General features: G+C 48.1%; 12 protein-coding genes. 1 reads left to right on the top strand and 11 read right to left on the bottom strand.

Features of this window, described 5'->3' with window-relative positions; genetic code table 11:
* Positions 1-51 precede the first annotated feature (51 nt).
* From SB752_RS12010 to SB752_RS11995, 4 genes are all read right to left on the bottom strand, one after another.
* Positions 52-1,494, bottom strand: a complete 1,443-nt coding sequence (locus tag SB752_RS12010) for a PTS mannitol transporter subunit IIBC (RefSeq protein ID WP_410715878.1) — start codon at positions 1,492-1,494, stop codon at positions 52-54.
* Positions 1,495-1,773: 279 nt separating this feature from the next.
* Positions 1,774-3,279, bottom strand: coding sequence for a degradosome RNA helicase CshA (gene cshA / locus SB752_RS12005; RefSeq protein ID WP_410715877.1), 1,506 nt, complete (start codon positions 3,277-3,279; stop codon positions 1,774-1,776).
* A 253-nt stretch (positions 3,280-3,532) separates the two neighbouring features.
* Complete coding sequence (locus SB752_RS12000; RefSeq protein ID WP_410715876.1) at positions 3,533-3,910, bottom strand: PH domain-containing protein; 378 nt, start codon at positions 3,908-3,910, stop codon at positions 3,533-3,535.
* 141 nt (positions 3,911-4,051) lie between these two features.
* Positions 4,052-5,701 (bottom strand): formate--tetrahydrofolate ligase, encoded by a 1,650-nt coding sequence (locus SB752_RS11995; protein ID WP_410715875.1) that lies wholly within the window; start codon positions 5,699-5,701, stop codon positions 4,052-4,054.
* 262 nt (positions 5,702-5,963) lie between these two features.
* On the opposite strand from SB752_RS11995, the gene SB752_RS11990 reads away from it, so the two are divergent.
* Positions 5,964-6,398 carry a hypothetical protein gene (locus SB752_RS11990; protein ID WP_410715874.1) on the top strand — a complete coding sequence of 145 codons (435 nt, stop codon included), beginning with the start codon at positions 5,964-5,966 and terminating at the stop codon, positions 6,396-6,398.
* 99 nt (positions 6,399-6,497) lie between these two features.
* Here SB752_RS11990 and SB752_RS11985 read toward each other — a convergent pair whose 3' ends face one another.
* The 7 genes from SB752_RS11985 to SB752_RS11955 all read right to left on the bottom strand — a co-directional run bounded on the left by SB752_RS11985 (position 6,498) and on the right by SB752_RS11955 (position 14,129).
* Positions 6,498-7,862, bottom strand: coding sequence for an FAD-binding oxidoreductase (locus SB752_RS11985; protein ID WP_410715873.1), 1,365 nt, complete (start codon positions 7,860-7,862; stop codon positions 6,498-6,500).
* Positions 7,863-7,877: 15 nt separating this feature from the next.
* On the bottom strand, positions 7,878-9,152 hold the full coding sequence (locus SB752_RS11980) for a TRAP transporter large permease (protein WP_410715872.1): 1,275 nt from the start codon (positions 9,150-9,152) through the stop codon (positions 7,878-7,880).
* A 7-nt stretch (positions 9,153-9,159) separates the two neighbouring features.
* Positions 9,160-9,627: a TRAP transporter small permease gene (locus SB752_RS11975; protein ID WP_410715871.1), complete on the bottom strand. Its 468-nt coding sequence runs from the start codon at positions 9,625-9,627 to the stop codon at positions 9,160-9,162.
* Positions 9,628-9,690: 63 nt separating this feature from the next.
* Positions 9,691-10,758, bottom strand: a complete 1,068-nt coding sequence (locus tag SB752_RS11970) for a TRAP transporter substrate-binding protein (protein WP_410715870.1) — start codon at positions 10,756-10,758, stop codon at positions 9,691-9,693.
* A gap of 82 nt (positions 10,759-10,840) precedes the next feature.
* Complete coding sequence (locus tag SB752_RS11965) at positions 10,841-11,611, bottom strand: SDR family oxidoreductase (protein WP_410715869.1); 771 nt, start codon at positions 11,609-11,611, stop codon at positions 10,841-10,843.
* Positions 11,608-13,032: an aldehyde dehydrogenase family protein gene (locus SB752_RS11960; protein ID WP_410715868.1), complete on the bottom strand. Its 1,425-nt coding sequence runs from the start codon at positions 13,030-13,032 to the stop codon at positions 11,608-11,610. The genes SB752_RS11965 and SB752_RS11960 overlap by 4 nt, the downstream gene beginning before the upstream one ends.
* 20 nt (positions 13,033-13,052) lie before the next feature.
* Positions 13,053-14,129 carry a tartrate dehydrogenase gene (locus tag SB752_RS11955; RefSeq protein WP_410715867.1) on the bottom strand — a complete coding sequence of 359 codons (1,077 nt, stop codon included), beginning with the start codon at positions 14,127-14,129 and terminating at the stop codon, positions 13,053-13,055.
* Between the last annotated feature and the right edge of the window lie 104 nt (positions 14,130-14,233).

Raw genomic sequence — 14,233 nt, 5'->3', positions numbered from 1 at the left:
CTCCTTAACACAAAGAGGGAAAACGCTAGCTCACACTAGCGTTGATTCCCTTTAACCGAGGCGTTTGACCAGCTTGTCATACTCCGGACTATTCAAGAAGTTATCAATTGAAATATGCTCAGCTTCAGGCGCTTTGACTTGCGCTCGATCGGTTAACGATTTGTGCGTGATGACAATGTCTGCGTCATCTGGAATGTCGTTAATGGCCGTATTAATGACCGTGATATGCTCCAAGCCCGCTGTTTTAAATTTCTTCCGCAAGGACGCAGCTCCCATCGCACTTGATCCCATCCCAGCATCGCAAGAAAATACAACCTTTTTCACGTCAGTGGCGATCACAGCTTCAGTAGCTGCAGCTACTGCAATTTCTTCCTCTTCTACCTTTTCCTGCTTTTTACCTTTTAGCTCCTGCATTTTTTCTGTAGCTTTCTCGATATCATCTTCCTCAGTCTTGCCGCCCATTTTCAGGAATGCAGAGGCAATGATAAACGAAACCACAGTCGCTGCAACAACGCCAGCAAGTACGGGTAGCAATCCCCCGCGTGGAGCCATCGCGCTCAAGGAAAAAATACTGCCTGGGGAAGGTGGCGCTACGAGGCCCGCGCCCAGTAAAGAGAAGGTGAATACACCGGCCATTCCGCCGCCGATTACCGCCAAAATCAGGCGTGGATTCATCAGGATGTACGGGAAATAAATTTCATGGATTCCGCCAAAGAAGTGGATAATTACAGCGCCTGGAGCAGATTGCTTCGCATTGCCCTTGCCTGCCAGCCAGTATGCCAATAGGATTCCCAATCCAGGCCCAGGATTTGTCTCAAGCAAAAAGAAAATGGATTGACCAACTTTAGAAGCTTCATCAAGACCAATCGGGCTTAAAATCCCATGATTGATCGCGTTATTTAAAAACAAAATCTTGGCCGGCTCAACAAGTATGCTCGCGAGTGGCAAGAGTCCTGCATTGACAATCACCTGTACTCCAGCCGCAAGCGCTTTACTTAACCCAACTACTACCGGACCAATCGCACCGAATGCAAGCATCGCGAGCAAAGCTCCGAAAATTCCTGCTGAAAAGTTGTTTATCAGCATCTCAAAACCAGAAGGTATTTTCCCTTCCAACATCTGGTCCACTTTTTTGATGACCCATCCGCCAAGTGGTCCCATGATCATTGCGCCCAAAAACATCGGAATATCGGCGCCAACGACTACTCCCATCGTGGCAACGGCACCAACGACACCGCCTCGCACATCATGAACCATTTTCCCGCCGGTATAGCCAATCAGGAGCGGCAATAGATACGTAATCATCGGCCCAACCAGCTTAGCCAGATCCTCGTTTGGCAGCCAGCCTGTCGGAATGAACAGTGCAGTAATCAATCCCCACGCGATGAATGCCCCAATATTCGGCATGACCATCGCACTTAAGAAACGACCAAACTTTTGTACCGCGACCCGGAGTCCTCCCGAGGCCTGGTCCTTTGTAGCCACGCTCTCCATACGTTGACCCTCCTTTTACAAAATGATCATATGTTGACATGATTCAATAGAAGTAGTTCATGCCTCAAATATAAAGCGTTTACATACTTGTCACAACAAAATCAAAAGGCGTTTTTGTCGGTTTCACTGTTGCCAAAACTTAATAACACGCAAGAATATGCTGCTCCCCCTTGTCATATGTAGGTTGCCCAAGCACCACCACAGTCACGATGGCATTATGCCAGTCTGCACAAAAAAAGACCGATGCGCTTGTAATCGCATCGGTCTGTTCTTTTCCTATTAGCGTTGTTTGTTATATGGTCTGCTGCCAGTTTCCGAGCTACGAGGGCGAGAGTCACCGCTACGTGGACGAGAGTCGCCACTACGCGGACGAGAATCGCCACTGCGTGGGCGCGAAGGACGTTTGCCTCCAAAACCGGAACCAAATCCGCTTCTGCCTTTTGGTGGCATCTTTTTCTTGCCAACACGAACAGGTGCTTCTTCCGTCAGACGAACTGGAGTCATATCTGGCTCTTTGGTTAACAGCTTTAGTGCTGCAGATACGAGCGTAACGGAATCCACATCTTCAAGCAATTGCTCTGCAAGCGTTTTGTAGGCGGACAGATTGTCTCGTCCGGAAGCCTCCAAAATTTTCTCCAGAGCCATGCGCTGTTGTCCTTCCAATGCTTCCGCCATCGATGGCACAGTGCGGCGCTCCATGCGGCGATTGGTAGCACGCTCGATCAGACGCAGATGGTCAATTTCACGGGAAGTAACAAACGTGATCGCCAAACCGGTTTTACCCGCACGTCCTGTACGTCCGATACGGTGTACGTAGCTTTCGGAGTCTTGCGGGATATCAAAGTTAAATACATGCGTAACCCCACTGATATCCAGTCCGCGAGCAGCTACATCTGTTGCCACGAGCACTTCAATCGTACCTTCTTTAAACTTGCGCAGAACGCTGTCGCGTTTTGCCTGGTTCAAGTCGCCATGAATACCTTCGGCGCCATAGCCGCGCTTGGTCAGCGCTTCAGACAACTCATCTACACGGCGCTTGGTTCTACCGAAGATGATCGCCAGCTCAGGCGAATGAATGTCCAGCAAACGGCAAAGAACATCAAACTTCTGCTTTTCAGCGACTTCCATATATTGCTGCTCGATGTTTGGAACGGTTACTTCTTTTGCCTTCACAGAAATCAGCGTCGGTTCAGTCATAAATTGCTGAGCGATTTCCTGAATAGCTCTAGGCATTGTGGCAGAGAACAGCAAGGTCTGACGGTTATCTGGCACTTCCTGCAGAATTTCTTTAATGTCGTCAATAAAGCCCATGTTCAGCATTTCATCAGCTTCGTCCAATACCACAATCTCAATGGAATCGAGTCGAATGGTTTTTCTTCTCATATGATCCATGAAGCGACCCGGTGTCGCTACGATGATTTGAGGACGTTTTTTCAAAGCCTTGATTTGCCGAGTAATGTCTTGACCACCGTAAATAGGCAGAGCAGAGATGTTTTTAAACTGGGCAATCTTATTGATCTCTTCTGCTACCTGAACTGCCAGCTCGCGGGTTGGGGTCAAAACAACACCTTGGATATTTCCGCTTTTCTCATCCAGTCTTTCGATGAGAGGGATACCAAATGCTGCTGTTTTACCAGTTCCCGTTTGTGCCTGACCAATCAAGTCACGCCCTTGCAAAGCTGCTGGAACGGTTTGAACTTGAATGGCAGTTGCCTCTTCAAATCCCATGTTGCTTAATGCGCGAACAAGTGAGTCGCTTAATCCAAATTCATAAAAAGTTGTCAATGCACTTCAGTCTCCTTTTTCTATACCTTCTTCTATAAAATTCTCATTAAAAAAGGGCACTATTCCTTACGATCCGGAACATGCCCTTTTATCCCCGATTGTACAAATGCACCCCACAAAGAACATAGCTGTAATCGTACCATGCATTTCTCCAAAATGCAAATGTCTGATCACCTAAAATCGTTCAACATTCCTCGGTTTATAGAATCGGCAAAAAGCCCCACTTTCTCCGGGGAATCGATTCTTTTCCCCTTTATCTGAGCACATAGTCCGCCAGCACACTCTGCACCTCATAAATGTTGAGATTCTTGTTAAATTGCTTCTGGACAGGCATCTGACTGCCGGATATATAGATCTTCAATTCGGCATCCCAGTCAAAATTACCAGCAGTTTCAATACTGAAATGCGTAATACTTTTATACGGGATGGAATGAAACTCAACCTTTTTCCCAGTAAGTCCCTGCTTATCAATCAGTATTAGGCGCTTATCTGTAAAAATAAACATGTCGCGAATCAGTTTGTACGCTTTTTCTAATCGTTCATTTTTCGCCAAAATCTGACCAAGTTCATTTTGGACTTCTGCAATATTGACCTCCGAGGCATTGCCCATCAAGCCATCAAACAATCCCATATTTCTCTCCCCCGATCTGTTTTCTCATTTCACATGCTCTATTTTTATATGTATACGACAGAGTGTGCACCTTTTTGTTCCCAGACTTGAAAAAAGCTGACTCCCACATATAGGTGTCAGCTTGAATCGATTGCCAAAATCTTAGCTTAATCCGTTAATCACGCCATCTTCATCAACGTAGAGCAGTTCTGCTGCCGGCTTTTTCGGAAGTCCTGGCATCGTCACTAAGCTGCCTGTCAGGGCAACAATAAAGCCTGCTCCTGCAGAGAGGCGTATTTCACTCACCTGAATCGTAAAGTCAGTCGGTGCCCCCAATAGATCGGCACGATCTGTAAAGGAGTACGGTGTTTTTGCCATGCAGACTGGCAAATGAGACATTCCTAGCTCTTCTACCTTTTGAATGGTTTTCAGTGCACCTGGAGAAAACACGACTCCCGATCCACGATACACCTCTTTCACAATCGTCTCAATTTTTTCCTTTACGGTAAGCTCCTCTTCATAGAGGAAGCGGAATTTTGACGGCCTTTCTACTGCACGTGCTACCTTTTCGGCCAGCTCCGTTCCACCTGCTCCACCCTCTGCCCAAACGTTAGAGAGTGCCGCCTCGACACCCGCCTGCTGGCAAAGCATAATGACTTTGTCTACCTCTGCTTGCGAATCTGTCGCAAAGTGATTGATGGCGACTACTGCTGGGACCCCAAATTTTTCGAGGTTTTCCAGATGACGCTTCACGTTGGCAAACCCTTTTTCCAATGCCTCCAGGTTCTCTGTGGCCAAATCAGCAACCTTTACCCCCGCATTGTATTTCAAGGAACGAACTGTTATCACGACGACAGCCGCTGCTGGTGTGAGCCCTGCTTTTCGACATTTGATGTCAAAAAACTTCTCCGCCCCTAGGTCCGCGCCAAACCCGGCTTCTGTCACTACGTAGTCAGCCAGCTTCAGTGCTGTTTTAGTCGCGATGACACTGCTGCAACCGTGGGCAATATTCGCAAACGGACCGCCGTGAATGATGACTGGTGTACCTTCGATCGTTTGGACGAGATTCGGCTTGATGGCTTCCTTCAACAGCACCACCATCGCTTCAACCGCATTCACTTCCTCCGCCCGAACAGGCTGGTCGTCAAAGTCGTAGCCGATGATGATATGTGCCAAGCGATCTCGCAAATCTGACAAGCTCTCGCTCAAGCAAAGAATCGCCATGATTTCCGAAGCGGTAGTAATCATAAACCCGTCTTCCCGCGTCATGCCGTTGCTATCTCCAAGCCCTACGACGATGTTGCGCAGGGCGCGGTCGTTCATATCCATAGCGCGTTTCCAAACGATCTTCTTAGGATTCAGTCCACGCGGATTGCCGTGAAATATATGATTGTCAATCATGGCTGCAAGCAGATTATGGGCTGCTGTAATCGCATGTATGTCGCCTGTAAAATGGAGATTGATCTCATCGGCAGGGAGAATTTGCGCTTTTCCACTACCTGTCGCTCCTCCTTTAATGCCCATACATGGGCCAAGCGATGGCTCGCGGAGGGCGGCGATCGTCTTTTTCCCCAGTAAATTAAGGGCTTGTGACAACCCAATCGTGGTGAGCGTTTTACCTGCACCTGCTGGATTGGGATTCATTGCAGTAACGAGGATTAGCTTGCCATCTTGACGGTCCGCTACCTTTTCCCACAGCTCGTTAGATAGTTTCGCTTTAAACTTTCCGTATAGCTCCAGATCATCTTCTTCGATACCTGCTGTCTTGGCAATCTCAACAATCGGCTTCATGCTTGCCTCCCTACATTCCATGAATTTCTTGTTTATTTACCAATGATCTACATTCCACATTGTAGTCGTTTCTCCTTTCCTTTGATGCTTATTTGACTAAGAAAAGCACGTGGGTACCCTCAGAATCCTATGGCTACGAACTTTCGGTCTCCCGCAACCATTACTTGGAAAATGGCGTCTATTGTCTATATAAAGAAAGCGAGTGTGACATCGTTTGAATCTTTTTTCATCTGAAGATCGGGTATGGTATAGGAAAAAAAGAAACGTCGTCCGGATGGGTGTTATGCTGGGGTGGCTGATCGGTTCGATTGCTATTTTCGCGAAATATACTTTGGATGAACGCAGCATCCTCTGGATGGGACTCAGCGGATACTGCGGCGTGTTGCTTTTTTTCAGTTACATTTTTGGTTACATGAGAACGAAATTTATAAAAACAAGGTTTACTTATTTTCTTTTAGTAGTCTTTGCCGTTATGCTCCTTTATCTGCTCATCATGCTCGGTAAGGTCGTCGCAGATATCGCTATAGGTCCAGTCATCAAGGAAGTCTTGATCGAGGAGAAATGGGATCCACGGCGGGGTGGCGATCAGGTCACGACAAGCGACGGCGATCATTATGAGATTGCAGGAAGCCATGTAGTCATTGAGGTAGGGCGTAAATACGTCATCACAGTATTTGAACACAGCAGACTTATCGTAAACTCCAGGGAGATAAAATAGGAGCATGTGCTGGGCAAACTCATCACAAGCTCTACCTAGTGAGCTTGGCCTTCAAAAGAAAAACCTGCACCCTGTTTATAAACAGAATGCAGGTCATAGCTACACTCCAAATATCTTTCCCGGATTCAGTATGCCTGTCGGGTCCAGTACATTTTTCAAGGATTGCATCACGTCTAGTGCTTCGCCGTGCTCGATGCGTTGGTATTTTGCCTTTCCTACACCGACTCCGTGCTCACCGGTACATGTCCCTCCACGGCTGAGCGCGTATTCTACCAAGTGTGCATTCAGTTTTTCTGCACGAACTACTTCCTCAGAATCATCCAAATCAATCATCAAAATAACATGGTAGTTACCGTCTCCGACATGGCCGAGGATGGCCCCGTCCAATCCCGAACGGTCAATGGCTTGCCGCGCATCGACCACTGCTCCAGCCAGCTCGGAAAAAGGCAGGCACACATCAGTCACCATCATCTTTTTACCAGGTGATTTGTGCAGGAATGCATAGGCCATGTTGTGCCGCACATCCCAGAGCTGGGCACGAGCCTTGGAATCTGTCTCAAACAAAAACTCCTGGCATCCGTGCTCTTGTGCAATGTTTTGGGCAAATTCGATATCGTGAGTCAAGCTTTGCTCACTGCCGTGAAACTCGATAAACAGTGTCGGGCTTTCCGGGTAGCTCGTTTCCTTGTAAATATTGACCTGACGAATGGAACGCTCATCGATTAGCTCAATCCTCGCCACCTGTATGCCAGCGGATAAAATATCGACAACCGTATCGACTGCATCCTGAACAGACGGAAAGCAAGCCCGGGCTGCCGTTGTGGCTTCGGGAATCCCGTACACACGCAGTGTCAATTCAGTAAAGACACCAAGAGTACCCTCCGAGCCTACGAACAAGCCTGTCAAATGATAGCCAGATGATGATTTGGCAGTCATGCTTCCTGTGTGAATGATGCGACCATCAGCGAGTACAACCTCCAGATCACGTACCTGATCACGCATGACGCCATAGCGGACCGAAGTAGTTCCACTTGCATTCGTCGCTGCCATTCCGCCAAGTGTCGCATCCGCACCCGGGTCTACGGAAAAGAACAGTCCGTGCTTTTTCAGCTCTTTGTTCAGCTGAGTGCGCGTGACTCCTGGCTGGACCCGTACGAGAAAATCTTGCGGGCGAACCTCCAGCACTTGATTCATCTGGGAAAAGTCCATGCTGATGCCGCCTTCATACGGAATCGCATGACCCTCCAGGCTCGTACCGAGACCAAACGGAGTAACTGCAATATGGCGGGCATGGGCCAGCTTCATAATTTTGCTAACTTCTTCTGCCGTTTGCGGAAAGACGACGACATCCGGCAGCCTTGGCGTATGGTACGATTCATCATGACTATGGTGCTCCAAAACCGTTTGATTCGTCGTAACCCGTTCTTCTCCTAGCAATTCGACCAATGCATGCACGTATTCCACTTTATCTTCCCTCCGTTATTTGCTCAGGTTCACCAGGAACAAGCTGATTTCCGGAACGTAGGTGATGAGCAGCAAATCAATGACCATAATAATGAGGAACGGTATAACTGCCTTTTCAATTTCTGTATTGGACAGCTTGGCAATTTTTCCTGCCACTAAAAGATTAATTCCAACAGGAGGCGTCAGCATACCGATGGCAGAGTTAACGACCATGATCACCCCGAACAATACCGGATTAATGCCCAAGGTTGTAATGATCGGAAGCAAGATTGGTGTCATGAGGATAATGGTTACTGCCGTTTCCATAAATGTCCCCAAAATGAGCAGCAACACATTGATGATCAGAAGAGTAATAATCGTACTATCGGTAATCCCCAGCATGAATTGGGCAATTTCCTGAGGAATATTTTCCCTAGTCATTAGAAATCCGAATGCGTTGGCTGTAGCGATGATCAGCATGATAACAGCTGTCATGGTACCTGCGCCTGTAAAAATTTCTCCAAGATCCTTCCATTTAATTTCACGGTAAACAAATAAACCAATGATCAATGCATAGACCACCGCTACGACTGCCGCTTCAGTAGCGGTAAAAATTCCTCCGTATATTCCGCCAAGAATAATAACCGGCATGAGAATTGCCAAAATTGCGTCTTTAAAAGCCTTCCAAATCTCAGCCGGGGAATGCTTTTCTCCACCACCCCAACCCTTTTTCTTGCTAACCCAAAAAGAGTAAGCAACAAGCGAGATCGCGACGAGAATACCCGGCCCGATTCCAGCAATAAACAAATCATTAATGGAGGTACTCGCTGCCACTCCGTACAAAACCATCGGCACACTCGGGGGAATCATGACACCGATTGTTCCACCCGCCGCATGCAATGCAGAAGAAAACCGCACATTATATCCTTTTTTTACCATATGCGGAATCAATATGCCACCCACAGCAGCAGTTGTTGCAGCTGACGAACCGGAAATAGCAGCAAAAAATGTACAACCAATAACAGCTACAACCGCCAAGCCACCTGGCAAATTCCCCACAATCGTATTGGCGAATCGAATTAATCTTGCCGAAATGCCTCCCGTTTCCATCAGCTTACCCGCGAGCAGGAAAAAAGGGATCGCCATTAGCGGGAACGAATCGGTCCCGTTGAACATTTTTTGGATAACGACCAACAACGGGATATTTCCCTCTACCATAAAAGCGACGACTACGGAAAGACCCAGTGCCACGGCAATCGGCACATTGATGATCAGGAGAACCACAAGCGTCAAAAATAAAATCGTACCCACTATCGTTTCACTCCTTCCCTGTGATGTCTTTCCACGTTACATGGAGAGCGTTCATGATGAGCAGAACACCGCTGATCGGGATCACCATGTAGACATATCCCATGGGAACGAGCAGAGTGGGCGATAACTGTGTCATGCTTCTAGTAGCCAAGCTATATCCCTGATGAACCATCACAACAAAAAAGAAAATGCTGAGCACCGCCGCTACAAAAAGAACTACTTTGTTCATGAACGGAGACAAATGCTTTTGTATATATTCCGTTCCAATATGCGCTTTGATCGCCATCGCATATGCGGAGCCTAAAAAAGTGATCCAGATCAGCAAATACCGAGCGAGCTCTTCCGTCCAGGCAAGCGGCATGTCCAAGAAAAAGCGGAACAAAACTTGTAGGAAAACGGCAACAACCATTACGGCTAACAAAGCAATAACGATAAGGCGAGTGATACTGTTTATCTTGGAAATAATGTTGCCCACACGACTTCTCCTTTCACAGGGAAAAGGGGGGAGAAAAGCACGCAGCTCTTCTCCCTTCTCCTTTTATTTCGTATTCATGATTTCATCAACCAGCTCTTTGCCGAATTGACCAGAAAACTTGTCATATACAGGCTTCATCGCATCGCGGAAGGCTTGCTTGTCTACATCCTCAGTAATGACTACGCCTTTAGCCTTGATGTTGGTAATCGCTTCTTCTTCCATTTTGATCATCAGCTCGCGCTCGTATTGACCTGCTTTCTTTGCTTCTTCGGCGATGAGCTGCTGTACATCAGCAGGCAGCTTGTCCCATACTGGCTTGCTGAACAAGATCATGGCAGCGGAGTATACGTGACCAGTCAAAGCCATGTGCGTTTGTTTCGATTCGTACAGCTTGTAGGTTTGTGCTACGATTGCAGGGTTTTCCTGAGCATCTACAACACCTTGCTGCAGAGCGGTCAGTGCTTCTGTCCAAGCCATCGGAGTCGGTTTTGCTCCCAATGCTTCAAAGGCAGCGAGGTGAATCGGGTTTTCCTGCGTGCGGATTTTCATTCCTGCCACATCTTCCGGCTTTTTAATATCCTTGGTACCGTTTGTGATGTGACGGAAACCGTTTTCAGCCCAAGCCAGACCAATCAGGTTTACGCTTTCCATGTCTTTAAGCATGTCCTGACCTACTTTTCCGTCCAGAACCTTGTATGCTTGCTCACGGCTTTCAAACAAGAACGGCAAATCCAGCACGCCAAGCTTTTGATAGAAGTTGGTCACTGGCGCTGTCGAAGTAATCGACATATCTGCCGTCCCAAACGTAAGTGCTTCTGTCAGCTCACGCTCAGCTCCGAGCTGGCTGAGTGGATATACCTCAATTTTGACTTTGCCATTGGAACGCTTGTCCACATCCTCCGCCATCTTCTTCAAGGCCAGATGATATGGATGATCCTCTGTCAAGGAATGTCCTGCTTTCAGCACATAAGATTGCCCGTCATTCTTTGGAGCTTCTGAGCTAGCAGCAGGCTGTCCACCTGCCTGACCGGAAGGCTGGGCGGTCTGGCCGCCGCCCCCTCCACATGCTGTAAGCAGCAAAGAAGCCGACATGATACCGGAAAGTAACAAACTCCATTTTTTTCGCAACATCTCGATGGTCCCCCTGATTTCATTTCTTTATTTTAGATCATTTCTAAATTCATTTAATAATAGGAAAATTTAACGCATTTGACTAGATCCCTCTTCCACCATCCACGTTCATCACTTCTCCAGTGACGATTTTGGACAGGTCGGAAGCCAAGTACAGCGCAGCTTGAGCAATATCCTCCGGCTGAATGAGCATACCCAATGGAACGCTGCTGATGAAAATGTCCTTCTTGCCAGCTTCGACCTGCGCTTCATCTCCGCTGATAAATTTGCCCAGCATCGGTGTTTCGGCAGGCCCAGGGTTAATCACATTCACCCGAATTTGATTGGGAGCCAGCTCGATAGCTAGTGCCTTGCTCAGCATGATCGCTGCGCCCTTTGATGCGCAATAGGCGTTCAGACCAGGTCTGGCGCGAATTCCCGCAATTGAAGCGATATTGATGATGCTTCCTTTGCTCGCTGCCTTCATATGTGGAACCACATGCCGCGTTGTCAAATAGATCGATTTCGTGTTAACAGACATGATCTTATCCCACTGTTCCAGTGACAGCTCCTCAATCGGTGTAAAAGCTTGAGGAACACCCGCGCAATTCACTAGCACGTCAATTGAACCAAATACAGTGATAGTCTCCTGAACCACGGCTGCAACACTTTGATCATCGGCTACATCGGTTTGAACAGCATGCCCCTTGCCTTCCGGAAGCTCCTGCGCTACTTGCTGGGCCGCTGCCTTATTCAGGTCAGCCAAAACGACCTGTGCCCCTTGGTCTGCGAACAGCTTGGCGATGGCCTTCCCCATGCCTGACGCTGCTCCTGTTACAATCGCTGTTTTCCCCTGCAATAGTTGTCCGTTCATAGATTAATGACCACCATCCTTTCTTCTGTCATCTCCTCGACTGCATAGCGCGGGCCTTCTTTTCCGAGTCCACTGTTTTTGACTCCGCCATATGGCATGACATCGTTGCGATACGTGGATACGTCATTGATCACAACGCCGCCGTATTCAAGGGTGCGCGCAGCCTTCATCGCGATATTCAAATCTCGCGTAAAAATGCCCGCCTGCAAACCGTACTCTGAATCATTCGCTTGGGCAAACGCTTCGTCCAGGTCGCTATAGGGAATGATGGTTACAACCGGAGCAAAAACCTCCCGGCACACGACCTTCATTTCCGGCGTTGTATTGACCAGCACAGCAGGGTAGAACAAAGCTCCCTCACGTTTTACAGGCAGCAGTGATTTAGCTCCCTGGCTGATCGCTTCCTGTACCCATTCCTCGGTACGAGTCGCTTCTTTTTCACTGATCATTGGTCCAACATCTGTATCCGGGTCTTCCGGATTGCCGACCTTGAGCTGATTGACATGTGAAATGTACAAGTCAGAAAACTCCTGCATGACTGCCTCATGGACGTAAATACGCTGTACAGCAATGCAAGCCTGCCCTGCATTATGAAAGCTGCGTGCTGCCGTCTGACGAGCTGCCAGCCCCAAATCAGCGTCCAGATGAACGATATTGGGAGAATTGTTCCCCAGCTCCAGTGCTACAGGACGCATGCCGCTGCGTTCTTTGATATGGCGTCCTACCTCACCTGACCCGGTAAAGGTATACATAGCGATTCGCTCTTCATCCAAAAGCCATTCGCCTACCTGGCTGCCCGCTCCCGTAACGATATTGATATAGCCCTTTGGCAACCCTGCTGCTTCCAACACCTCAAGCAGGAGAAAGGTCGCAATCGGAGTTACCGTCGCCGGTTTGACTACCAATGTATTGCCCGCCGCAATAGCAGGAGCAATTTTGTGCGTGCTGAGCAAAAGTGGATAGTTAAACGGCGTGATCGCCCCAATTACTCCTTTTGGCACGCGAATCGTGAAGCCCAGACGATTTTCGGAGCCCTCTGTTGATTGCAGTGGGACCATTTCACCGTGTATCTTTTTCGCTTCCTCTGCCGACAAAAGCAGGGTATTGATTGTCCGATCCAGCTCATTCATCGCATCCTTGCGTGTTTTTCCCACCTCACGAATGAGGGATCGCTCCATCTCGTCTCTGCGTTCCTCCATCAACTGCGATGCTTTCAACAAGATTTTGTAGCGCTTAAACGGCGTCAATGTGTCCTGCTTGAAGGTTTTCTGCGCTGCATCTACTGCTTCTGTCACATGGTGCTGCTCAGCGCGGGCGATGTATGCGATACATTCGCCACTGTATTTGTGGAAAACGGGAATGGAGCTCTCCGTTTTTACCCATTCTCCACCGATGTACAAATCATACGATTTCGCGTCCATTCTCCTCTTCCTCCTCGTTTTTATCTCGCCTGGGTATAAATGTGGCGAACAATCTCGTCTCCCAGTTCTTTTGTCGATGCTTTGCCTCCCAGGTCAGGAGTCAATATTTTGCCATCTACTAAAACCTGTTCGATCGCATTCATAATAACCGCACTGACTTCAGGCAAGTCGAGGTGATCCATCATCATCGCCAGGCTCCATACTTGCGCAATCGGATTGGCTATGCCTTTACCTGCAATGTCTGGTGCGGACCCGTGAATCGGCTCAAACATGGACGGAAATTTTCGTTCCGGATTGATGTTCGCAGATGGTGCGAGACCCAGCCCCCCGACAATCGCGGCACCCAAGTCTGTCAAAATGTCTCCAAATAAATTACTAGCGACGACCACATCGAATGTCTCTGGACGCGTAATAAAATAGGCGGCGAGTGCATCGATATGGTAGAGATTCGTTTCTACCGCAGGATGCTCGCGGGCAACCTCCTTGACAATTTCGTCCCAGAACGGCATGGAGTGGTTAATTCCATTCGATTTTGTCGCAGCCGTCAGCCTTTTTCTCGGTCGTTTTTCCGCCAAAGAGTAAGCATATTTAAGGATGCGCTCCGTCCCGTAACGAGTAAAAACGTTGTTCTGCACAGCCATTTCGTACGGTGTTCCTTGGTGCATACGCCCGCCCATATTAGAATATTCGCCTTCTGTATTCTCTCTGACTACCACGAAATCGAGATCAGCATGCTCCTTGTAGCGCAGCGGACTTTCCAATCCCCGGAGCAGCTTTACAGGGCGCAGATTCACATATTGCTGAAATGCTCGGCGAATAGGCAAGATCAATTCCCATACCGAAACATGATCGGGTACTTCAGGTGCTCCCACTGCACCAAGCAGGATCAAATCGTAATCCTTTAATGTATCCAATCCACTTTCCGGCATCATTCTACCGTGTGTGAGGTAATATTTACAGTTCCAGTCCATCACATCATTGGCGAAACGAATTCCTCCATGGCATTCTTCGAGTGCTTTTAATACTTTCAGTCCCTCGTCCATCACCTCGGGACCGATTCCGTCTCCGGGAATCACGGCGATCGAGTAATGAAGCAATCGACTCCCCCCTAAATAATCTAAATTGTTTGACCATTCACCAGTTAACTCTTGCACATTTGATGCCAAGTCAGAAGAAATAGGGCAAATCGATGAAACGCTTT

Origin of the sequence: Brevibacillus sp. SIMBA_040, assembly GCF_046535075.1 — a bacterium.
Taxonomy (GTDB): Bacteria; Bacillota; Bacilli; order Brevibacillales; family Brevibacillaceae; genus Brevibacillus.
This window is presented reverse-complemented; position numbering and strand designations above follow the sequence as displayed.